The 22,816-nt window shown below is 41.8% G+C and carries 14 protein-coding genes, 1 tRNA gene, 1 rRNA gene and 1 pseudogene; 5 read left to right on the top strand and 12 right to left on the bottom strand.

The features are described 5' to 3' along the window. Positions 1-24 precede the first annotated feature (24 nt). The 6 genes from nuoF to seqA are packed head-to-tail and all read right to left on the bottom strand — an operon-like array spanning position 25 to position 5,499. Positions 25-1,443 (bottom strand): NADH-quinone oxidoreductase subunit NuoF, encoded by a 1,419-nt coding sequence (nuoF, locus tag AACL23_RS08305; RefSeq protein ID WP_100096291.1) that lies wholly within the window; start codon positions 1,441-1,443, stop codon positions 25-27. Further along, positions 1,440-1,964, bottom strand: a complete 525-nt coding sequence (gene nuoE / locus AACL23_RS08300) for an NADH-quinone oxidoreductase subunit NuoE (RefSeq protein WP_012738002.1) — start codon at positions 1,962-1,964, stop codon at positions 1,440-1,442. The genes nuoF and nuoE overlap by 4 nt, the downstream gene beginning before the upstream one ends. Before the next feature lie 2 nt (positions 1,965-1,966). Next, positions 1,967-3,766: an NADH-quinone oxidoreductase subunit C/D gene (nuoC, locus tag AACL23_RS08295; protein ID WP_100096290.1), complete on the bottom strand. Its 1,800-nt coding sequence runs from the start codon at positions 3,764-3,766 to the stop codon at positions 1,967-1,969. Positions 3,767-3,773: 7 nt separating this feature from the next. After that, positions 3,774-4,454 carry a NuoB/complex I 20 kDa subunit family protein gene (locus AACL23_RS08290; RefSeq protein ID WP_012738000.1) on the bottom strand — a complete coding sequence of 227 codons (681 nt, stop codon included), beginning with the start codon at positions 4,452-4,454 and terminating at the stop codon, positions 3,774-3,776. Between the two features lie 5 nt (positions 4,455-4,459). Continuing rightward, the gene (locus tag AACL23_RS08285) at positions 4,460-4,912 is read right to left on the bottom strand and encodes an NADH-quinone oxidoreductase subunit A (protein ID WP_339051149.1); all 453 of its coding nucleotides are present in this window, start codon (positions 4,910-4,912) and stop codon (positions 4,460-4,462) included. A gap of 56 nt (positions 4,913-4,968) precedes the next feature. Continuing rightward, a complete protein-coding gene (gene seqA, locus AACL23_RS08280) occupies positions 4,969-5,499 on the bottom strand; it encodes a replication initiation negative regulator SeqA (RefSeq protein WP_012737998.1) in 531 nt (176 codons plus the stop codon). 80 nt (positions 5,500-5,579) lie between these two features. On the opposite strand from seqA, the gene AACL23_RS08275 reads away from it, so the two are divergent. From AACL23_RS08275 to AACL23_RS08260, 4 genes are all read left to right on the top strand, one after another. Beyond that, a complete protein-coding gene (locus tag AACL23_RS08275; protein ID WP_171967206.1) occupies positions 5,580-6,353 on the top strand; it encodes an alpha/beta fold hydrolase in 774 nt (257 codons plus the stop codon). Between the two features lie 197 nt (positions 6,354-6,550). After that, on the top strand, positions 6,551-8,614 hold the full coding sequence (locus AACL23_RS08270) for a peptidase domain-containing ABC transporter (RefSeq protein ID WP_339051145.1): 2,064 nt from the start codon (positions 6,551-6,553) through the stop codon (positions 8,612-8,614). 100 nt (positions 8,615-8,714) lie between these two features. Then, positions 8,715-9,464 (top strand): 2,3-diphosphoglycerate-dependent phosphoglycerate mutase, encoded by a 750-nt coding sequence (gpmA, locus tag AACL23_RS08265; RefSeq protein ID WP_100096286.1) that lies wholly within the window; start codon positions 8,715-8,717, stop codon positions 9,462-9,464. A 100-nt stretch (positions 9,465-9,564) separates the two neighbouring features. Continuing rightward, a complete protein-coding gene (locus tag AACL23_RS08260; RefSeq protein WP_339051142.1) occupies positions 9,565-10,599 on the top strand; it encodes a hypothetical protein in 1,035 nt (344 codons plus the stop codon). Between the two features lie 166 nt (positions 10,600-10,765). On the opposite strand, the gene AACL23_RS08255 is transcribed toward AACL23_RS08260, so the two are convergent. Beyond that, complete coding sequence (locus tag AACL23_RS08255; protein WP_339051140.1) at positions 10,766-16,525, bottom strand: C80 family cysteine peptidase; 5,760 nt, start codon at positions 16,523-16,525, stop codon at positions 10,766-10,768. Positions 16,526-17,370: 845 nt separating this feature from the next. Between AACL23_RS08255 and AACL23_RS08250 the strand changes: the two genes are divergently transcribed. Then, positions 17,371-18,675 (top strand): hypothetical protein, encoded by a 1,305-nt coding sequence (locus AACL23_RS08250; protein WP_339051138.1) that lies wholly within the window; start codon positions 17,371-17,373, stop codon positions 18,673-18,675. Between the two features lie 45 nt (positions 18,676-18,720). On the opposite strand, the gene wecA is transcribed toward AACL23_RS08250, so the two are convergent. The 5 genes and pseudogenes from wecA to rrf form a co-directional block, all read right to left on the bottom strand. Next, on the bottom strand, positions 18,721-19,794 hold the full coding sequence (gene wecA, locus AACL23_RS08245; protein WP_100096282.1) for a UDP-N-acetylglucosamine--undecaprenyl-phosphate N-acetylglucosaminephosphotransferase: 1,074 nt from the start codon (positions 19,792-19,794) through the stop codon (positions 18,721-18,723). A gap of 76 nt (positions 19,795-19,870) precedes the next feature. Then, positions 19,871-21,130, bottom strand: a complete 1,260-nt coding sequence (gene rho / locus AACL23_RS08240) for a transcription termination factor Rho (protein WP_015874358.1) — start codon at positions 21,128-21,130, stop codon at positions 19,871-19,873. A 742-nt stretch (positions 21,131-21,872) separates the two neighbouring features. After that, positions 21,873-22,292: pseudogene (locus AACL23_RS08235) on the bottom strand (phosphomannomutase CpsG); the annotation flags it as partial. A 209-nt stretch (positions 22,293-22,501) separates the two neighbouring features. Beyond that, positions 22,502-22,577 (bottom strand) — tRNA-Trp (locus tag AACL23_RS08230). 73 nt (positions 22,578-22,650) lie between these two features. Continuing rightward, positions 22,651-22,766: ribosomal RNA gene (rrf, locus tag AACL23_RS08225) — 5S ribosomal RNA — on the bottom strand. Positions 22,767-22,816: the final 50 nt, after the last annotated feature.

Raw genomic sequence — 22,816 nt, 5'->3', positions numbered from 1 at the left:
GTCTAAAAATTCCCACTCAATCTGTCACCAACGCGCTTTCAATAAGTTATCGGCCATCACATAATTAGGCTGAACCCCTTTAATCGGTTTGAGATAAAGATGAGGGGGCTCTTTTTTGGTGATACCCGCTATAAACTCCTCTCGAAAATATTTAAGAGCACTTTGTAAAGGCTCGACCGCCCCAGGTGCATGTGCACAAAAGGTTTTTCCTGGGCCTAAAAAGCGACAAAGCTGCTCCAGCGTTTCTATATCCCCTTCTCGACCTTCGCCTCGTTCAAGCGCTTTCAAAATTTTGACACTCCAAGGAAGGCCATCTCGACAAGGCGTACACCAGCCACAGGATTCACGGGCAAAAAATTCTTCTAAATTGCAAGTTAAAGAAACCATATTGATTTCATGATCTACCGCCATTGCAAGCGCCGTTCCAAGACGACTGCCGGCTTTTCCAATGTGTTCGAAATCCATAGGGAGATCGAGATGCTCTTCTGTCAAAAAATCTGTGCCTGCGCCGCCAGGTTGCCAAGCTTTAAATTTGAGACCGTTTTTCATTCCACCGGCATAGTCTTCTAGAATTTCACGAGCAGAGATCCCAAAGGGCAATTCCCAGACACCCGGGTTTTTCACCCTTCCAGAAAACCCCATTAATTTAGTGCCCGTATCTTTACTTTTAGCAAAACGACTCGCATCAGGAGCAATGCCTTGATACCAGGCTACGCCGTGCTCCATGATCGCAGGCACATTACAAAGAGTTTCTACATTATTGACACAGGTCGGTTTCCCCCAAACACCGGAGGAGGCAGGAAAAGGCGGTTTGGATCTCGGATTGGCACGACGCCCTTCCAGGGAGTTAATCAGGGCCGTTTCTTCCCCGCAAATATAACGTCCTGCCCCCGTGTGGACCATGAGTTCAAAATCAAACCCACTCCCCATAATGTTTTTGCCGAGCAGCCCTGCTTGAGTGGCTTCAACAATCGCTCGCCGCAAATGGACTGCCGCCTCGATATATTCTCCTCGCAAAAAAATGTAGCCACGATAGGCCTGAAGCGCAAAAGCCGAAATGAGCATGCCTTCCACCAGCAAATGGGGCAGTTGCTCCATCAAAAGCCGGTCTTTGTAAGTGCCCGGCTCCATTTCATCCGCATTACAAAGCAGATAGCGAATTCGCATGTTGGGATCTTTAGGCATGAGACTCCATTTTAAGCCTGTGGAAAACCCTGCACCACCTCGACCTTTAAGACCCGCTTCTTTCACTGAATGCACGATTTCTTCAGGAGTGAGGCGAGTTAATGCTTTTTTTGCTCCTAAATAGCCATTTTTATTGCGATATTCTTCCAACCAAAGTGGTTGTTGAGAATCACGTAAACGCCAGGTCAATGGGTGCGTTTCAGGGGCTTTGTGAATTTTTTTAAACGCACCAGTGATAGAAGCAGGGGCCGAATTCATGGATATTGCTCCAATAAGGTGTCAATATTTTCTATCTGTAAGTGGCTATGGGTGTCATCATCGATCATCATGGTCGGCCCTTTATCACAATTGCCAAGGCAACAGGTCGGCAATAAAGTAAAGCGACCATCTTTTGTGGTCTGCCCAGGCTGAATACCGAGTTTTTCTTCAAGCACAGCTTGTATTTTTTGATAGCCCGTGATGTAACACACAACGCTGTCGCAGTAGCGGATCACGTGGCGCCCAACAGGTTTTCGAAAAATCTGGCTGTAAAAGGTCGCAACCCCTTCGACATCACTGGCAGGGATGCCGAGCACTTCTGCAATCGCATGAATCGCCTCGTCAGGGACCCACCCTCGTTTTTTTTGTACTATTTTTAACGCTTCGATAGAAGCGGCTCTGGCGTCTTCATAATGGTGTTTTTCTTCCTCTATCGCATCACGTTCTTCGGAGCTTAATACAAATGGCACGACATTCATGGCATCAATTTGATGCTCAGAAAGATTTTTATGATGACTCATGATCAGCGATCCACATCAGACATAACAAAATCGATACTGCCCAGATAAACAATTAAATCAGACACTAAGCTCCCTCGGATCACAGAGGGAATTTGTTGAAGATGAGCAAAGCTGGGTGTGCGAACCCTTGTTCGATAACTCATGGTTCCCCCGTCGCTGGTTAGGTAGTAGCTGTTAATCCCTTTGGTGGCCTCAATCATTTGGAAGGATTCATTCGCAGGCATGACTGGCCCCCAAGAGACCTGTAAAAAATGGGTAATCAGGGTTTCAATATGTTGCAAGGTGCGTTCTTTCGGCGGCGGCGTAGTAAGTGGGTGATCTGCTTTAAAAGGCCCCGCAGGCATGTGTTGATAACATTGTTCCAGAATACGCATACTTTGACGTATTTCTTCTACCTTGAGCATCACCCGCGTGTAGCAATCACTTTGACCATAACCCACGGGAACGTCAAATTCAAAATGCTCATAACCTGAATAAGGCCGCCATTTACGAACATCAAATTCAATGCCGGTTGCTCGTAGCCCTGCCCCCGTCACACCCCAAGCCAAAGCGTCTGACGCATTGTAGCTGGCGATCCCCATAGATCTGCCTTTTAAAATGCTGTTTTCAAGCGCGGCTTTGACGTAAGAATTCAGGCGTTTTGGCATCCAATCGAGAAAAGTACGAAGCAATTTTTCCCAACCCTGAGGCAGATCCTGCGCGACACCTCCAATACGAAACCAAGCAGGATGCATACGAAATCCAGTAATGGCTTCCACCAGATCGTAAATTTTTTGTCGATCAGTAAAGGCAAAAAATACCGGCGTCATGGCGCCCACGTCTTGAATAAAAGTGCTGATATACAGTAAATGGCTATTAATACGGAAGAGCTCTGACAGCATCACACGAATGCTTTTAACTCGATCAGGAACCGTGATGCCGGCCAATTTTTCAACCGCTAAGACATAAGGCATTTCATTAACGCAGCCGCCCAAATACTCAATACGATCGGTATACGGAATATAGCTGTGCCAAGACTGACGCTCGGCCATTTTTTCAGCTCCGCGGTGATGATATCCAATGTCTGGAACGCAATCGACAATTTCTTCTCCATCGAGCTGCAAGACGATACGAAAAGCACCATGAGAAGAAGGATGATTCGGGCCAAGATTGAGAAACATAAAATCTTCATTCTGTGTGCCTCGCTTCATGCCCCAATCTTCTGGTTTAAAAGTCAAGGCTTCCATTTCCAGATCTTGTTTTTGTTTGGTCAGCTCGAAGGGATCAAATTCTGTTGCGCGCGCGGGATAATCTTTGCGTAAAGGATGGCCTTTCCAAGTGTCCGGCATCAAAATACGTTTTAAGTGCGGATGGCCCTCAAAAGTGATGCCAAACATCTCCCAGGTTTCACGTTCATACCAATTCGCATTAGGAAAAATAGAAGTGATAGTCGGTAAGCACAATTTTTTTTCAGACAGAGCGACTTTCAGTAGAATGTCTCTATTACGTTCAATCGAAAGTAAATGATAAAAAACACAAAAATCGGCTTCAGGCAAACCTTCACGGTGGGTACGAAGCCTTTCATCGACCCCATGTAAATCAAAAAGCATCACATAAGGCTGGGACTCTTGACGCAAAAACAAAATAACCTCAACAAGCTGATCTGCTTTGACCCAAACGACCGGCATGCCGGTACGCGTTGCTTGAACGAACAGTGATTTTTGCCCAAAACGCGCCGATAGCCTGGCTATCACAGAATCATCAAGATGATCATCAGTTTGGCAAGGTTTGTAAAGGTTTTCAGCCATGATTAAGTCTGTCATAAAAAGATTAAATCTCGTCTGGAGTGCGTAAATTTTTCACTGCAATGCGCTCGGCATGTTTACGCTTTCTTTCTGACGGCATGACAGCGCGATACACACCCTGATCGCCAATTGCCCAAGACAGTGGGCGACGTTCTTTACCGATCGATTCCTGAAGCAGGAATAAGGCTTGCATGTAAGCTTCAGGTCGAGGAGGACAGCCAGGGATATAGACATCAACGGGAAGAAATTTATCGACACCTTGCACCACAGAATAGATATCATACATCCCGCCAGAATTAGCACAGGCGCCCATAGAAATCACCCATTTCGGCTCTAGCATCTGGTCATATAAACGCTGTATCACCGGCGCCATTTTAGTAAAGCAAGTGCCGGCCACCACCATAAAATCGGCCTGTCTGGGTGAAGCGCGCAATACTTCTGCACCAAAACGCGCGACATCGTGAACCGCCGTAAAAGAAGTGACCATTTCCACGTAACAACAAGAAAGGCCGAAGTTATAAGGCCATAGAGAATTTTTTCGGCCCCAATTCACTGTATCATGCAAGGCATGTTCGAGCTTCCCCATATAAATATTACGATGAGCTTGTTCATCGAGGGGGTCTCGGCTGACATTTTTTTGCGTTTGTAAAGGATAGGTAAAATGATCTTTATCATTCGGTTCTGCGCGCGTTAAAGTGTATTTCATGATGGTTACTCGTTATTAGACTGACGCTGCTGTGCCATTTTATAAATAGAGGGATTGGATTGAACACGGCCTCTAGAACCAATCGGTGCCCAATCCAATGCACCGATTCGCGATAAATAAAGTAACCCCACCAATAATACAAAAATGAAAACGCTCACTTCAATAAAACCGGTCCATCCGCTTTCACGAATAGAAATGGCCCAAGTATAAAGGTAAAGGGCTTCTACATCGAAAATAACAAAAAACATGGCGATACAATAAAATTTAGCAGATAAGCGCATGTGCGTTGAGCCGACCGAATCAATACCAGATTCATAGGGAATATTTTTAGATCTGGCCTTGACCCTGCCTCCCAGAAAAAAAGCCCCCAACAGCATAGCAAGACAAAGCCCTATTGCAGAAATACTAAAAATGGCAAATGCCCAATGATGCGCAAAAATTTGGGGTGTGTTTTGCATTTTATTTAGCCTTTTTATTTTTTCCTGTAGCCAAGTCAGAGGGGATGATAAAACATCTATATCGTTTGAGACACTTTTTTTGCTATTTCATTTGGAAATTTCATCGCGATCATCATATTTTTTAACATGGTGCGTTTGCGTTCACTATTTGTATTGGTTATCACCCAATAAGGTGTTTTAGGTATTTGTTTGGGTTTTGTGTGTGTGCCATTTTTGAGTAAAAAATTTTTACTGCCTGAAAAATACGCCCGTTTACGACCCTGTAATGATTCGGCAGCCACAGAAAAAGCTTTGCTATCTAGATCATATAAGGTGGATAAAATCAACATAAAACGGGCGATTACCTTATTTTTTGAAGCATAAGTTTCAGATGATAAAATGTCGTTGAGAATTTGTATTCTACTAAAAAGAGTTGCTTTCACTGAGGATTGATGAATTTTCGGTGTCTTTTTGATCTTTATTTCTGTCTGTTTTTTTTGAGTCAATGAGAACATTCGTCGTAAAATCTCTGAGGCACTTTCACCAATATATTGGGTATGAGCGGCAATATAACGATAAAGTTCTTCATCAACTTCAATAAGTTTCATTTTAATCCAAGGCCATTTTTGTTAGATTCATTTATAATAGAATAACTTAAAATTTATTTTTATTCAGTGTGAATTTTGCGATGAAATTAAACTTTATTTTACATCAATCTGACAGTACTTCTCCTAATTTACCTATAATTCTGATCCACGGGCTTTTTGGTAATTTAGATAATTTGAGCATGCTCGGTCGTGATTTTCAAAAACACCACGACGTTATACAGCTTGATCTGCGTAACCATGGTCTATCTCCTCATTCACCTGAGATGAATTATTTTGCTATGGCTCAGGATGTATTGGAACTATTAGATCAGCTGAAAATCGAAAAAGTGATCATCATTGGGCATTCGATGGGCGGAAAAGTTGCTATGACGATGACTGCGCTGATACCAGAGATAATTAAAACGTTGGTAATCATTGATATTGCACCTGTTGTTTACCCTCTTGACCGGCATAATCAGATATTTATGGCACTGAACGCGGTAACTGATGCCAAAATCACTCAGCGTCATATGGCGGGTAAATTAATGCGTGATTTTGTCAAAGATGAAAATATTATTTTATTTTTACTGAAATCTTTTCACGAAGGCATCTGGCGATTTAATGTGCCGGTTTTATGGGATCAATACCAATATATCGCTGGCTGGGAACCTATTCCAACATGGCAAGGTCCTTTGCTGTTTCTCTGCGGTGCGTTGTCTCCTTACATCAAAAGAGAGTATAGAGAACAGATTGCAGGCTATTTCCCTATAGCGCGATCCCATGTGATTTCCGGCTGTGGTCATTCACCTCATGCCGAAAAACCTGATGTCGTTTTACGTGCCATACAGCATTTTTTTTCAAAAATCCTGCATTGACCAATTCAGCTAATTTTACCAAAATCGTCAAAGGTAACCCCAGAAACCACCTCTAATTAACATTATGACGACCTTTTTTCTTCAATTGAAATTTTAACTATCAGTTTTTCAATAGTCCTGGTGAATCCAGTAGGCTAAGCGTTCATAAAGGTCTATCATAAGTAATGATATTTTTACTCCTGCAACGGACAAAATGAATGGGAAAAAAACCTGAGTCTTACTATCTCTCAGCAGAGGATGCTTTATCCCTTGTTGCTAAAAGCATTAATATTAAAATTGATGTTGACAAAAATGAACTGGAGCGTCTATTTAAACAATATGATAGAAATAACATCAATGATACGGTAAAATTAAAAAATTTTTTTTTATCATTAGGCCTCGTGCTACAGGAAGTCCATTTTAATGGCTCAGAAGATTTGCTTAATGAATCTATGCCAATCATTTTATTAACACCAGATATGGAATGGATGGCGTGCATAGGAGGTGGCAAAAAATTTAAATTGATTGAGGCTGGAGGGCAAATTTGTGAAGTGAGCTTATCAGCGGAAAGACTCGCGCTGATTTCGGCTTTCAGATTGCAACCATTACAAAAAGTGGTTGATGGCATTCGAGTGATTAACATATTAAGGCAGGCGCTATCGACCAACAAAATTTTTTACAGTAAATATTTTTTCTCATCATTTTTTATGGCGCTGTTTGCCTTAACTATCCCTGTATTTAGTAATCTTTATTACGATAAACTGGTGCCCAGTGCCTCAACTGCATCATTGTTTGGGATTGTATTTATTGCGGCCTTATTTATTATTTTTGAATTTATTCTGAGATCGTCAAAAGATATCTATCAATCCATTATTTCAAGAAAAGATGATGTGGATATTGATGTCTCATTTTTGGAAGCGGTTATTTACAATAAGAAAAAAGATGGGCGATCGATGTCTTCTGCCTTCGTTTTATGGCACGAATTTCAAAAAGTAAAGCAAGTATTACTCAATACCGTCTTTCAGCGCTTAGCGGACATTCCTTTATTAATTATCTTTATTTTAGTGATTTATCTGAATGTAGGATGGGTGGTTTTTATCCCCATTTTTATGTTTTTATTTTCGATATTAATCGCATTCATTCATCATCACTACACATATTCATTAATAGAAAAGCAAAAAAAAGTGCAAAAAAATAGAAATGTTTTTATGACTGAAGTTTTTTATTCTATTAAAATGATCCACACGTTAAATAATAAAAATTTATTATTAGATTGGGTAAACAGTTCTAATCAGCAATCTTATCTTAATTTAAAAATTCGCAAATTTACTCTCTTTTATCAATCCATGCTAGCGAGCATATCTTCTGTTTCTCATATTAGTATTATGGTAATCGCTTTTTTTATGGTGATTAATGGTAGCGTTACCACTGGGGCAATTGTTTCCTCGGTGATTGTCTCAGGTAGAATATCTGGGATTATTTCTCACTTTTCATCAACGGTGGTCTCTTTACTTTCTGCTGAAAAAACCGCTAAAGATTTAATCGCCTTTTTTGAAAATGATAAAAAAAACAAACCCACGCTACAATCTATCAGCCACTGCAGTGGACAAATTTCTCTAATGGGAGTCAGTTATCAATATCATCCCCAGTCACCGGCGGTGATCAGCAATCTTTCCCTGGATATTCCAGCCGGCCAGCGCGTAGTGATTCTGGGTGATTCTGGAGCAGGTAAAAGCTCATTATTAACATTGTTATCTGGTTATATCTCACCTTCAGAAGGGGTTATTCTTTATGATGGATATAATCTGAGTCATCTATCTCAATCTTTTTTTTCTCAACAATTGAGTGTGGTCACCGCCCATGATGTATTATTTACAGGGACAATAGAAAGTAACTTTGCTTTAAAAGCACATTCAGATCGCGAACGAATATTACAGGCGCTCGCTTTGACTAACTGTAATTTTATCTTGCAACATCCGATGGGCTTACGTTTTCCTGTCAATTTTATGGCTAGAAATCTCTCTTCTGGGCAGCAGCAGCAGCTGTTGATTGCACGTAGTCTGAGTAGTGATGCCAGTATCTTTTTGTGGGATGAGCCCACCTCAAATATTGACGAAAATACCGAGAAAAAGATTTTTGAAAATTTAGACACTTTTATGACGGCTAAAACATTATTAACGGTGACACACAGGCGCAATTTGATCAAATATTTCGATCGCGTATTGGTCATGCAAAATGGACAGATTACCCGTGATTGTTCACCAGAAAAATTGATGTTGTAAAATCAAAGTAAGAGTAAAAGCAGAGGCTATTCGTGTTTGTGCGCGCCAGCTGAGTTAACCCTATTTATTTTAATCAGTACTCTATTGAGGAATTTTAGTGATGACAATAAAAAAATTAATTTTAGTAAGACATGGTGAGAGTGAATGGAACAAAGAAAATCGTTTTACTGGTTGGGCTGATGTTGATCTATCCGAAAAAGGTCGTGTTGAAGCACAACAGGCCGGTAATTTACTAAAAAAAAAAGGATTCTCTTTTGACTTTGCTTACACTTCCGTTTTACGACGTGCCACTAATACGCTTTCTCTCATTCTAGATGTACTGCAACAACAGAATCTACCAATCGAAAAATCCTGGCGCCTGAATGAGCGTCATTATGGCGCACTCCAAGGTCTCAATAAATCAGAGACAGCGGCAAAATTCGGATCTGAACAAGTGAAGCAATGGCGTAGAGGATTTTCAACCTTGCCTCCTGCATTAACTTTAAATGATCCCCGTTCTCCTGCTAATGATAGCCTTTATGCCACGCTCAATAAAAATGATCTGCCGCTGACAGAGAGCTTAGCCACCACCGTCGATCGTGTCGTGCCTTATTGGGATGAAGTGATTAAGCCCCGTATCATCGATGGAAAAAGGGTAATTATTGTCGCTCATGGAAATTCTATTCGTGCGCTCGTCAAATATGTTGATCATTTAAGTGAAGAAGAAATTATGGAAATTAATATTCCAACGGCCGTTCCTTTGGTGTATGAATTTAATTCATCTTTGCAGCCTATCAACCATTATTATTTAGGCAACGCAGAAGAAATTACTCAAAAAGTGGCTGCGGTGGCAGCTCAAGGAAAAGCTTGAATGCCTTCATAAAATAATTTTTCTGTCACTGCTTTTCGATTCGAATAACGGATAATTTTGGTTCAATGTAGTGTTAATTCAAATCTTAGGAGAATAACCTATGTATACAATTAAAAATTTACCTGGGACATCGACAACCGGTCATATAAATCAAAAACCTCTTTTCGTACGGCATGAAAGTACCAATAATGTCATTGATAATATTGAAAATAAATACTATCCCTCTCTGGAAAAAGATGTCATTTTAAAAGAGAGTATTCTTTCTGCTTTTCATCGTGCCAGTGTCTTTTGTAATAAAGCAAACAGACCTGACGTTATAACAGACGGTGCTTGCCGGGCAAGTGATATTATAACTATGCGCGATCGCCTGTCTGCTCATATATACAATATGCCTGATGATTTAGAAAAAGAACTTGATGAGGCTAAAGCAGATAGAGATCTGGTCACTGTACAAAGAATTTATGCTGAACTGGTGGCGAAAACATATCAAGACCCACTTTCATTGCAAGAGCAAACTTCTAAGCAGACAACATCCGCATCACCTGAAACAATCGAGATGATCAGTGAAACCGAAGATAAATATATAGAGGGGGCCCCCACTTTCTGCGGAGAAATCTCTTATTTATTCTATCATTTTTTATGTCAGGAAGGGGTCAATCCGAACAAAATGCGGGTTATCTGTTTTACACAAAAAGATCCGAATATTAATCCTGATTCTTTGAAAAATCACGCCTTAATTATTTACTCTTCAAATGAGGAGTTATTAAAAAAGATGGAAAATTACTGTGGTGTTGGAGAACATCATGCCCATGATGGTTCATATTCTCATTTTATCGATATATGTACTGAAAGAAATCAAGAAAAAGACGTGCTTTTACTTATTGATCCTTGGAACAGGGACAACAAAATTATTGATCCTTTGATTAAGGATGATGTTTTCGAATATATCAAAAATTCAAATAAAGATGAGCAAAAAATCGAAAGAACATTGTTAAAACATCTTGTAGATACCATCTTGATAGACTCTGAAGTATTAGAGCATCAATGTGATTTTAACGATCGTTACGAAGCATCTATTTGTATTGATACATTTATTGATAGCAGCTCAGACGACAGCGAAGGAGATTATCAGTAGCTTTATCCACACAGAGTAAAATCAACCTCACCGACAAACCCACCGTCCATGACTATCATCATAAGCATCATAATCAAGTTTCATGGCGGTTGGGACAGCTCGTCAGGTTGATCTCTTATCCATAGATACACAGTTCAAAATGTCAGATGACACCAAATATAGCATATCAAGGGTGTATTACAGTGGTATCGACTTTTCCTGCAGCAGGGTTTAATGGGTTCCAGTGTCTGTGTAGAGGCTCTGCCTGAGACGCCAGTGAGTCACTTTGTGATGACGCAAAACCCGCCATGGATTCAGGCAATCTTCCTGCTGTCAAGTCAGACTCCGAGACCTTGCTCACTGCCCCAGGAGAGCCTGCCCCTAAATCCAGGCGCTTATTTTTCAGCGCGCTGTCATGACGTACCATCACCCTGTCATTTTGGTCCGTTCCCTCAGGCCTGCCAATAGAGACCAGACTTTCTTCGTTCACCTCTACAGGGGCGACATCCCCATTGAGGTCGATTAACGAGAGAGGACGGTCAGGGGCCTCTTTGATGAAATGTTTGATACGGACACTAGCGTGGCTATCGCCGACAGGGCTCAGCACCACGTCGTCTTTGTCTGTGGTGAATACCGTCTCTTGCAACAACCAGGGGACTTCTACTCTATCCTGTATCAGAGGGTCGTCCTTATGATGAGGCATGACATGACGATGAATGACGATGTCCCGTTTTAAAACCGCATTCTCTACCACATAATGATGGGCCATGCCGGTGCCCATCAAAAGCTCTTTTTGGTGAAAGTTATCTAAAATCAGGGGAGGCACAGGCCATCGGCCATCCGCCTGTTGCATGAGCGTTTCAGGAAACCCGGTGATGAACATGCCATCCCGGGTGTACAAAAAATAATGATGCTGCAGGGCTCGCGTCTTTCCTTGTGCTGGGCCGTACATGTTTTTGAATCTCACCTCAGTGAGACTCTGGTTATCATTTCTCAGGGTCAACACCATGTCGCCCCCCGACTCTGTGTCCTTGAGAGACAGGCTCATCACATTGGCCGCGTTATAATCTAATATGATGTTGCTGGTGTCATGTTGACCCACGGTCTCTTTGACCTCTATTTCGGTCAGCGTGTCTGCGGCGCGGTTGTTTTGTAAAATGCGATAGCTGTCGATGCCCTCACCTCCTGTCGCGGTCCCTGAGCTCAAGCTTAAAATGTCATTCCCACCGTGACCTACCAGGGTATCTGACCCACCGGCACCCTCCAGATGATTATTCCTGTCGTCACCAATCAGAATATCATTCGTCTCACGGTGACCTATCGCATGTTCGATATTCTCTAATGTCGCTATCTTGGTATCCTCGCCGACATATTTGACCTCTCCTTTGTGCAGGTCAATCTGATAGCCTCTGCCGTTAGCCGGCTTGACCGCCGCTATCACGGTGTCCTGGTCATCTTTCGCGCCCTCCTCAGCACGGATAGGGCCCGCACCGTTGAAATGGCCGGGTTGACTCGGTGCCTGCTGCCCTTGCAGTAAAAAAGTATCGGCGCAAGACCCGCCCGTGAACTTTTTGGTCCCCCCCCCGACGTCGAAATAGTTCCGCCTCGATGGCTGTCCTGTCATTTCATCCTCACCATCACCCAATTTGTAGTAGGCAATCAGGTCCCTCTCACGACGGCTCTCAAAAGGATGCGCATGCACCTCCCCTTGCTCGTTTAAAGAGATTAACTCCAGATGAACAGCGCCCTGGCGGATACCCACTATTTTCTGTTCGTTCTGCTTCGCCAGCCGGTTAGGCCGATACGCGACCTTTGCCCCTTGCTCTTCACGGCTTTTGTCGTCGCTCGCCTCCCCCAGGGTCCCCTCTGCCTGCCCATAAGACATCGTATAACTCCCATCATCCTGAATGACCACCAAATCTGAACGACCATCCCCATTCATATCATGCAGCTGTAATTGCGACGGATTAAAAACGCCTCCAAATCCCTGCACCGCCGCCTGCGTTTGATTCGCTAAACGTCTCAAGGGCTGTCCAGGCGTCCGGCTCCCCAATCGCGTCTCTAATTGACCGTCCCTGGTCACAGAAAGAATATCTCCCAGGCCGTCCCCATTGATATCCCCCGCAAGATGATGGAGATATTGAGCAGAATGAAGAGGGGCATCGGGATGAGATACCTCCTCGGGCATACCCAGCATCTTGCCGGCATCACCATAATGAACATACAGGCTGTTTTTCACAAACGACACCCAATCCGGATGCCCGTCTCCATTGACGTCCGTCAATACCGGCGCGGCCTGTGACAGCGCGGGTAATTTGACGCCCTTGATTGTCTTGAAAACAAAGTCTTCCGTGGGTTGCCCCAGCAAAATCTGGACAGGAGCCCCGCTATCCAAGAAAAACATGATGTCGTCCAGACCATCCCCGTTGATGTCCCCCACCAGATGACGCACATGGTTTGCATAAAGCCCATGGTAAAAAGTGTTTTTCGTGTCCATTTTTTTGACGGGACCATAGGCACCGTTTTCATCTGCAAACAAGAAAAACAGCCCCTCTGGGCTGAAATAACCGATATCAGGACGGCCATCGCCGTTAAAATCCCCCAGCGCGCCCGGTGCGCGATGTCTGCCTTTCATCTCTAGAGACGCCGTCAACGATTGTGTGTTTTCGTCCACGAATCGACCCAGCGATTGACGATGCCCCGCCGACAGGGTCATCATGATATCGGCATCACTCCTGTCGTCTCTCGATGTCAGCGTAGGAGAATAGTATTCATAGTCACTGTCTTCGACCGTCATTTCTCCAGAAATGAGCAAATTCGACTTTAACCGGTTGAGTTTGTCTGACAGGGCCCGTTTCCCTTGGGTTATCTCATCGGGGTGCACGCGGTCTTCCTCGATGCCAGCATGATGCGCGACAATTTTTTTATAGCGTTGAGGGGTCAGTAATATCTGGCCCAGGCTGCCATACACCTTCTCTATCTGGCCATGGCTCAGTAATAACGTTTGGAATTGAGCTGTCTGTGCTTTCTGATGCTCTGCCTGGGCATGGGCCAACATTTGATGGCGACTGGCCTGATTGGCGAGCTCGGGGGCTAAATATTCACCGCTAAAAAGACGCCAGCCACTATCGAGTTCTTCTAAAACGCTCAACTGAACCCATTTTTTCAATTCCTCTACTTGACGCACCGCCGAATAAATCATTCCCCCCAAGACCAATCCCCCTCCCATGATGAGCCCAGCCGGGCCCGCTAACAGCGACGCCTGGCCACCCACCGCAAAAGCAATCGCCATCCCTATATTTAACGTCGCTCCCGCAACGGAAAGCGCACCGTTCACAATCAAATCCTGACGCGCTTTTGGCTCGGCCGTGCTGGGCAGCTCACTGAAAGCGCGATAGGCCTGAACCATATCAAACCCACTGGATAATGCCCCTAATACGGGCCCCCCAAAACGCGCCACGTTCATTCCAACGCCCGATGAAATCCCATTTTGCACTAAACGTCTGCCGTATTGACCTAACCCAGATTGGGTCGCATCAATCCCGATATTCGAGCTGAAAGAGGCGATGGCCAAATGATGTTGAAAAATCAATTCTTCTTTTTGTGTTTCTGTTAGCCCCCCCTTGTTCAAGAGATCCCGATAGTCTTTTAAATCCCGCAACCCCCTCAGGTAACCGTACCCTTGCATCCCAAAACCGGCTCGAGCGCTCAATCGATTGAGACGCCCCCCCCCGGCGGGAGCCAGCACGCTTTTCAACGACCCCCAAAGCGCCGGCGGGATGTCGAGGCTCGATGTCATCGGCGCCGGCGCCCTTCGTTGGACATGTTCATTAATCCGGTTGAGTTGCTCTGAAGCCACCATGGTCGACGCCTTATCGTCCCCCTCTAGCAGAGAGGGCGGGCTTTTCACGTCCAGCTGTTGTTTCAAAAAACGCACGGCCTGTTGGGTGCTCAGCTCACCGCCATCCGCATGATGCAAATAAAACGCCAGACGTTGCGCATCAAACCGCAGTTTTTGCACCCCATTTTCTTTTGTAAAATGCTCGGGAGACAGGGGCTGGCCCTCGACCATCGCCCCCATCTGATGTAATGCCTTTCTGCTCAGGGAAATCTCCCCTGCGTCCGATGACCGGTCCAACGCCGGGGGCACATCCCCTAATCCCGTTTGTAATGACGCCACGGCAGACCTCGGTTCCACCAGAGAGTCCAGGGGCGGCTCCCAACTCGACAGCGTCTCCTCAGACAACACCCCAGAGACCCTGTCAGAAAAACGGGTTTTCTGTACGACCAGTTCACCCTCAGGTGTCCAGCTGAGCACCACTTTATCCGGGATCTCCTCACTGGCCGCTTCATTGACCACCGAGAGTTTTCTGCCCTGGGCATTCACCCTCACAGGGAGCCGACGAGCGCCAATATCTGTCTGCCATCCTGCCTGATGCTTGAGGGCTTTCCCAAAATGCCGGGCATAGCTCTTGTCTTCCACGCCGGCTGCCGCCAATGAACACCCCACCAGGCTGATGTATTTGGGTCGGGGATTGATACGAAACTGCTTTTTGAGTTGTGCATGCAACGCGATGAGTTGATTCGACAGTTGCTGGGCGCTCGAACCTCCAAAGGTGCCGGGATACCCCTCATTTGCTCCCTCACGACTATGCCCCACCACTTGCCAGTGTAAATCACCACCAAGCAGATACGGGTTACCTTTCACCACCTCATATCCCCCGTCCTTCTTCAACTGGATGATGAGGCTTCTTTCGGCATGTTTACCTGCCAGTCTTTTCGCCGCTTCGCTCACCACCCTGTCCTCTTCAAGCTCTACAATGATTTGTCCTGCAAAACGGGTCTCAGCTTGGCTGAAGCTTTTATCACTTACTGGATGAGAGTGCTTTATTGAAGGTGCTATGGGGAGTCTTTCAATATTGATTTGATCATGAGAATTTACGTTTATTTTTAATAAAAGATCTGCCTTAATAAAAATTTTTCCCGGTCTTTGTATGTTTTCTATACCTTCAATATTTTTTCCAGGATCAATAGAGAGATTATTTTCATTACTATCTTCAACTCTTATTCCAATGACATTCGTTAATTCGGCCAGCCCAGGTGTATCATGCATCGTATTCGTATGTGTATTACCGACAAAAGCTATCCATTTCTTATTATTATTCTTAACATCTTGAGAAATTATTTTTTCTGCAAAATAATTCATCATTTGAATACGTGTTTTTGATTTATCTCTGGAATTAATACCTTCATTTATGTAGCTGGCGGCACAATCAATTGCAATAATTTTAATTTTTGCATTTTTCGCTGCTTCCACTAATTTAAGAAATGTATATTGACCTGATCGGTCTGTATGATGTCCACGGTCTAATATGTTTAAATATTCATGTAATTGCTTAGGCATCTTGCCACTACTAAAATATTTATCGAGATACTCTTGATGTAAATCTGAAAATAAATGTTCAAGATATAATACTTTCACTCCTTTGCTCGCTAAAATTTTCATATTATCAATCAATAATTTTTTGCTAGTTAATGCTGAGTGAGATTCGCCAATCACTAACCCGCTGTTATTTCTCAAGAACTCTTTAATAGAAATAGATTCAGCGGTTTTCCCCTGATTTGCAAATAAAGACAAATGAAACTCACTTCTTCCTTGAATACTCTTTTCTTTAAAATAAAGCTTAGCGTCCTTTTGTAATCGTGTTCTTTTTTTAAAAAGATCTTCCATAGCTGAATTTGAATCAAAATCTAAATATTCAGGGTTAAACGATTTCCCATCGACACGAGCAAGCTTTAAAATTTTCTTTTCAATCAAATCTCGATTTTCTGTGTTGGTTATTTGGTATTGGTTAAGATCATTACCTATTTCTGAAGATTCGGAATTAGATGATGTCATCTGCTGATTTGCTTCTCTTGTGTGTCTTGCTGAAACAGAATTACCCATGATTTTTTACTCTTTTACCTTGTGTGATTATTTTGTGCGTATTACATCCTGCTGAAGACAGGGAATTTTTACGACGTACAGTATAAAATTTAGATTTTTAAGGATTTTTAGAAACCCCACTTTTTAAATAACCGGGTTTCAAGACGATTGGAATGGTGTTGTATTCATGAAAGAAATGGTCATTGTAATGAATAGTGTTTAAGCTGGTTTTATCAAATGGGAAAGACTTTAAGATAAAATCACAGGGATTACTCTCTCAACTGGCTTCGGGTTTTTTAAAGCAATAATTTGGCGGGAAATGGGCGATTTGAGTTCAAACTCAAAACTGATGGACTCAATCCATGATAAAAACTCCGTACTATCAATAGCTCCAACGAATTTGACTCTTGATCAGTTTGAACAATTTATCTTGCCGTACATGAGTACAGGTCGCCGTTGGCCTGTATTAAAACTGAGCTTATAGTAAGATATTCCACTATATTCTTAAAGTACTTTTTAAAAAAGATAATGGGGAGAAAAGGGGATTTTGGTTGTTCACTCGCCTGAGCATCGTTGAGTTCTGAGAATAATGCCTTTAATTAAGCAAGGGAACCGAAATAATAGCAGAACCATTTTATTTTCTGTGGGCTTAAAAAAATAATCATACTTTCGTTTTATCTTTTCTTCTTAATGCGGCAAAAAAAAACAAATTTTGAGCTTTTTATGACAGTTTATTTATTCATTTAAAATTAAAATAAATTTTTACAATTTTAAATCAATTGTGATTTAAAAAATCGCTTTTGTATCAAAAAATATTACGATACTAAATTTAAAGCAAACTTTTTTAAAAAAATTAGGGATGAAAAATGAAATTTTTAGAAAAAATTAATAGTAATTATTACTCATCGATAGCTAATGCTTGCGAAAGTTCTACACGCGGTCTTTCAAATCTTTTCAGTAAAAATGTGTTGAGGGTTAGAAATTTGGTTGATAATGAAATTTTACAAAAAAAGACATCATCAAACGAAAAAATAGATCCTAACACAGAAACAGAAAATAAAAAAAAGGAAAAGGATACCCCGGTATTATATCGTAGACTCCCCCGGGAAAAATTACACAGACCAAAAAAATGTAACAAAAACTCTTCTGAAACAAGGGTATTACAAAGAAAAAAAGAAGTACCACAAACACAAGAGATACCACTAATATTAAAATTTGACCCATTGTTGAGTGCCGCACTTCAAAAACAACCATGGTTTATTCCAATGAGTCAAGAAAGGCTTTTTAAATGGGTATTTCAAAATATAGAAGTATCATCAACATCAAAAACACAATTAGTAGGAAAACCAAAAGCCATAAAATCGCTAGAAGCAGAAAAAGCAGAAAAAGCAGAAAAAGCAGAAAAAGCAGAAAAAGCAGAAATAAAACCATCAACAGAAGCAGTAATAAAATTACCAACAGAACTAACAACAAAAACAGCACCAGCACCAGCACCAGCACCAGCACCAGCACCAGCACCAGCACCAGCACCAGCACCAGCACCAGCACCAGCACCAGCACCAGCACCAGCACCAGCACCAGCAGGAAAAAATAAACTTTCCGGATGGCAGGGTATAAAGAATCGAGTTGTTTCTTTATTTCAGCGACTTTTTTCTTTAACAAAAATAGGGAATAAAAATAAAGAAAAATTTGATTTTGATCGAATTTTGAAATCCCCAAATTTACAAAATATAAAGTTATTTCTTAAAGAATATAAAAAAGAAAACAGCAGTAAAACGATAAATATGGATAATAATCAAATTAACAGTCTTTGGAATATGGCTAAAAACGAGAACGATAAACAAATGTTAAAATCGCTTTTTCCTTTAGTTTTGCATGCTGTTCTAGAACAAAGAAAAAACAAAGCGAATACAAATTCTACAAATCTAGAGAACTGGTTGATTGAGGGGGGTAAACAGCAGTTTGATTTGAACCCAAAAAATCGAGCTGGAGAGTCTGCTGTTTATGTTGCCGTAAAAAACGGTGATGAGGAGGCTGTAAAAATCTTCTTTTCTCACAAAGAAGTCTATGAGCATTTCAAAAAAAATACAAACGATTTTGAGAAGCTCATTAAAGCAGCTGAAAAAGATAAAATAAAAAATTTTCTTAATAATCTTAATAAAAAGACGTAAATTGAATTCTGAAAATCAAACCCTTGAGATCATAGGGGTTTTCGTCTATTTTTTTATTTTAGATGCTTTATTGATGCGTTTGATGAGACGAGATAATCGCCAAGCATTTTTGACACTATAACTATATACAAAAAACATGCATAAAAATAATGCAAACATAATCCATTCAGGTATAAAAAACTCACCTATGATCCCAATCAGTGCGCATAGAGCAGCAAAAAAAATGATTAGTGTTAAGGTTTGTTGAGAGGTGAAACCAGAGCGCATCATCAAATGATGTAAATGTTGGCGATCAGGGAAAAGAGGGTTCATTCCTTTGCGTAAACGGCGATACGTAATCGCAATCATGTCTATTAAAGGAACGGCAGTGGTCCATAATACAGTGACAGGACGAATTGGATGCCCACTCCCCTGAGTCGTCTGTAAAAGCAACCATATTATGGTAAATCCAATCAAGGTACTTCCAGCATCCCCCATAAAAATTTTGTATTTTTCACCCAGTAACCCTAAATTTAATAAAACATAAGGGGTGATAGCCACAATTATGGAAAAACACCATAGTGCTAATGCCATTTCACTTTTTTGATACAGCAAAAATCCTATTGCTAAAAAAGAAATACAGGATAATCCACCTAATAAACCATCTATTCCATCTATCATATTAAAAGCGTTGATCGCAGCACATACAGAAAGCAAGGTAATGATATAACTAAAGGGACCTAATCCTAATTCTCTAAAACCGAAGATAAATCCCAAGTTATTTAAATGAAGCCCTGCAAAAGACATGATAAAAACGCTGACTAAAAATTGTATGAACAATCTTATTTTGACACTAATATTAAAGCGATCATCTAATACCCCAACAAATACTAGCAAACCAGCGCAAGCTAAATAAACTCCCGCATGAGGGATAAATTGATCGGCAGTAAGTAAGGCAAAACAAATACCAGCATAAACGGAGATTCCCCCTACCAATGGGATCGCGCCTTGATGATGTTTACGATGATCCGGCTCATCCACAAGCCCGATATATTTAGCCACTTTTCGAGCAGCTAACAGGCAAACTAAAGAAAAAAAGAAGATGCTGAGAAGATGTGCACTGAACACAAATAAATTCAATTTTACCGCTCTCTATAAGAAATAAGCTGATTTTTTACTTTGTGACTTTAATGAATTTTTGAAAAAAATTTAAATGTTATGAACGTCTCATCATATCAAAAAATTCGTCATTAGTTTTTGTCATCGCCAGCTTATTAATCAGAAACTCCATAGCATCTATCTCACCCATAGGATGGATAATTTTACGTAAAATCCACATTTTTTGTAGTTCTTCAGAAGTCGTTAGCAGCTCTTCTTTTCGCGTACCAGATCGGTTGTAATCAATCGCAGGGAAGACCCGTTTTTCAGAAATTTTACGAGAAAGATGTAGTTCCATATTCCCGGTACCTTTAAATTCTTCATAGATCACTTCATCCATCTTAGAACCGGTCTCAACTAATGCCGTAGCAATAATGGTAAGACTGCCTCCTTCTTCCACATTCCGAGCTGCTCCAAAGAATCGTTTTGGACGATGTAAAGCGTTGGCATCCACACCCCCTGTTAATACCTTTCCAGAAGAAGGTACGACCGTGTTATATGCACGAGCCAAACGCGTAATCGAGTCAAGTAAAATGATCACATCTTTTTTATGTTCAACTAAACGTTTCGCTTTTTCTATCATCATTTCAGCAACTTGCACATGACGCGCCGCAGGTTCGTCAAAAGTAGAGGCGATGACCTCCCCTTTGACCAGGCGTTGCATTTCTGTCACCTCTTCTGGCCGCTCATCAATCAGCAGCACCATCAAAACACAATCAGGATGATTATACGCAATACTGCTTGCAATATTTTGAAGCAACATAGTTTTTCCCGCTTTGGGAGGGGCAACAATGAGACCTCGTTGACCACAGCCAATAGGCGCGGCGAGATCCAAAACTCGAGCAGTCAAGTCTTCTGTTGAACCGTTACCTCTCCCCATAAGTAAACGAGAATTTGCGTGTAGAGGCGTTAGGTTCTCAAATAAAATTTTATTGCGGGCATTTTCAGGTTTGTCGTAATTGACTTTATTCACTTTCAATAAAGCAAAATAACGCTCCCCTTCTTTAGGAGGGCGAATTTTCCCTGAAACCGTATCCCCAGTCCGTAAATTAAAACGGCGTATTTGGCTGGGCGAAACATAGATGTCATCAGGGCCTGCAAGGTAAGAACTATCCGAAGAACGGAGAAAACCAAAGCCGTCTTGTAATATTTCTAAAACCCCATCTCCAAAAATATCTTCCCCACTTTTTGCGTGTTGCTTCAAAATGGAAAAAATCATGTCTTGCTTACGAATACGAGCTAAGTTTTCTAGTCCCATATTTTCGCCTAGCGTGATCAGCTCAGAAACGGGTGTATTCTTTAATTCAGTAAGATTCATAGTGATGGGTTCTTAATAGCGTGAAGTCATTTTTGAAGTATGTTCATGAATGGTATAGCAGCGTGAACCGCCTGTTCGAAATGTGATATGTAACAAACGGGTCACATTTTAGTCACTAGACTTGCTTTTAAAACCTAATATAAAGAATGCGATTTTTCTGTGTGGCCAGTATTTTATGGGAAGCGCGCTGGTCGTTTTTATATACTCTATGTGCACTTACGTTAGCTGGGCGTAGAGAGACTTAAACACACAATCCTCGCTAGGGTTTTGAAAGGAAGTGCTGATGTTAAGAAAAAAACAGGCCGATAATAATATCCAAATAAAAATGTAACTCTAGTTATACATTTCATCTGATGCTGTTAACATTAATATCATTTAGGGGCTAATAAATGATTTTTATAACATAAATCGCTCAGATTTTTATAGATATGATGGAACCGCAGCTGGTGGAATCTAACATGCTTCTTATTGTTCGTCTAGAGACAAATAAATTTCAAAAAATTCATCTGGCGATAGACATTTTAATTGTTTATTGATCACTGATGTTACGTAGAGCTCTTAAGGATAAGATAATACTGAACATGATTCTTCAGTCACGAAAATGAATGGAGAAAGTTGCAGGAATCAAACCTAAAGCATTTGAATTTTACACTGATTTTTTGATAGAAAGCAACGGCGACAGGGATTTTCTAAGGCCTTGTGGAACGCGATTGAAAATTAGTGAAATGTCATGGTCGAGAGGCTTTTTATAGCTGCCTTGAGAAAGAGATGAGAACAAATTTGATTCAGCCAATTCTTGGATCTTTTTGAGCCCTGTATTGCCACTGATAGGGCGAGCCCCTTTTTGCACGAGTTTCATCCCATTATAATCAATGGAATTGTGGCTGGCATTGACTTCAATACCACTCTCGATACCAAGAGAAAAGATGGCAAATAGACTTCTTCTGTACCAGAAACACCAATATCGAGAGTACATTTACCCCGCCCCTTCTTATAAACCGCGAGAGAGGGCGCACCTCAGGCTTTCGCTGCTTAAACGCGCATAACCACCGACGACGACGGTTTTGGCTTGGGTTAATTCGGCATAACGATAGGCGATCTGCTGATTGAGTTTTTCACCTAAGCGCCCACGAATATCATAGGGTTTAAAACAGGATATAATTTAGGCATAAATTTGCATTGTCATTTTCTAGCTTGGGGAGATATGTGCTCAATGTTATTGAGGTCAGATGAGTAAGTCGGAAGATATTTCAAGTATTTTTTGGATGTTTTTAATTGTATGAAAAACAGGAGCCTCAATGGCAATCAGGGGTAAAAGGTGTTGTAAACAGTTGAAGAGGTGAGATGAAATTTGAACTTTTATATTAAGCATGGCAGGGGTGGGGAGATTTGAACTCCCAACACCCGGTTTTGGAGACCGGTGCTCTACCAATTGAACTACACCCCTAAAAATGTCTTTTCAGTAAGTATGTCGTCAACAGAAAGGCCGGCTTTAAATGTTTTGGCTGCTTATGTAAGGAGCCTGGCGGTGTCCTAGTCTCACATGGGGAAACCCCACACTACCCTCGGCGCAACGGCGTTTCACTTCTGAGTTCGGGATGGTTTCAGGTGGGTCCACCGCACTTTGGCCGCCAAGCCATATTTTTTTTCTTCAGAATAAGCAAGTCATGCGCTCTAAAACAGTTT

It is taken from the genome of Candidatus Williamhamiltonella endosymbiont of Tuberolachnus salignus, assembly GCF_964019775.1.
Classification (GTDB): domain Bacteria; phylum Pseudomonadota; class Gammaproteobacteria; order Enterobacterales; family Enterobacteriaceae; genus Hamiltonella; species Hamiltonella defendens.
Note: the sequence above shows the minus strand (reverse complement) of the source record. Positions and strands in the feature narration are given on the sequence as shown.

Bases quoted from the DNA above. Each gene is read 5' to 3' on its own strand.
- nuoF (WP_100096291.1), bottom strand. From the start codon at position 1,443: ATGAATTCGGCCCCTGCTTCTATCACTGGTGCGTTTAAAAAAATTCAC.
- nuoE (WP_012738002.1), bottom strand. From the start codon at position 1,964: ATGAGTCATCATAAAAATCTTTCTGAGCATCAAATTGATGCCATGAAT.
- nuoC (WP_100096290.1), bottom strand. From the start codon at position 3,766: ATGACAGACTTAATCATGGCTGAAAACCTTTACAAACCTTGCCAAACT.
- AACL23_RS08290 (WP_012738000.1), bottom strand. From the start codon at position 4,454: ATGAAATACACTTTAACGCGCGCAGAACCGAATGATAAAGATCATTTT.
- AACL23_RS08285 (WP_339051149.1), bottom strand. From the start codon at position 4,912: ATGCAAAACACACCCCAAATTTTTGCGCATCATTGGGCATTTGCCATT.
- seqA (WP_012737998.1), bottom strand. From the start codon at position 5,499: ATGAAACTTATTGAAGTTGATGAAGAACTTTATCGTTATATTGCCGCT.
- AACL23_RS08275 (WP_171967206.1), top strand. From the start codon at position 5,580: ATGAAATTAAACTTTATTTTACATCAATCTGACAGTACTTCTCCTAAT.
- AACL23_RS08270 (WP_339051145.1), top strand. From the start codon at position 6,551: ATGGGAAAAAAACCTGAGTCTTACTATCTCTCAGCAGAGGATGCTTTA.
- gpmA (WP_100096286.1), top strand. From the start codon at position 8,715: ATGACAATAAAAAAATTAATTTTAGTAAGACATGGTGAGAGTGAATGG.
- AACL23_RS08260 (WP_339051142.1), top strand. From the start codon at position 9,565: ATGTATACAATTAAAAATTTACCTGGGACATCGACAACCGGTCATATA.
- AACL23_RS08255 (WP_339051140.1), bottom strand. From the start codon at position 16,525: ATGGGTAATTCTGTTTCAGCAAGACACACAAGAGAAGCAAATCAGCAG.
- AACL23_RS08250 (WP_339051138.1), top strand. From the start codon at position 17,371: ATGAAATTTTTAGAAAAAATTAATAGTAATTATTACTCATCGATAGCT.
- rho (WP_015874358.1), bottom strand. From the start codon at position 21,130: ATGAATCTTACTGAATTAAAGAATACACCCGTTTCTGAGCTGATCACG.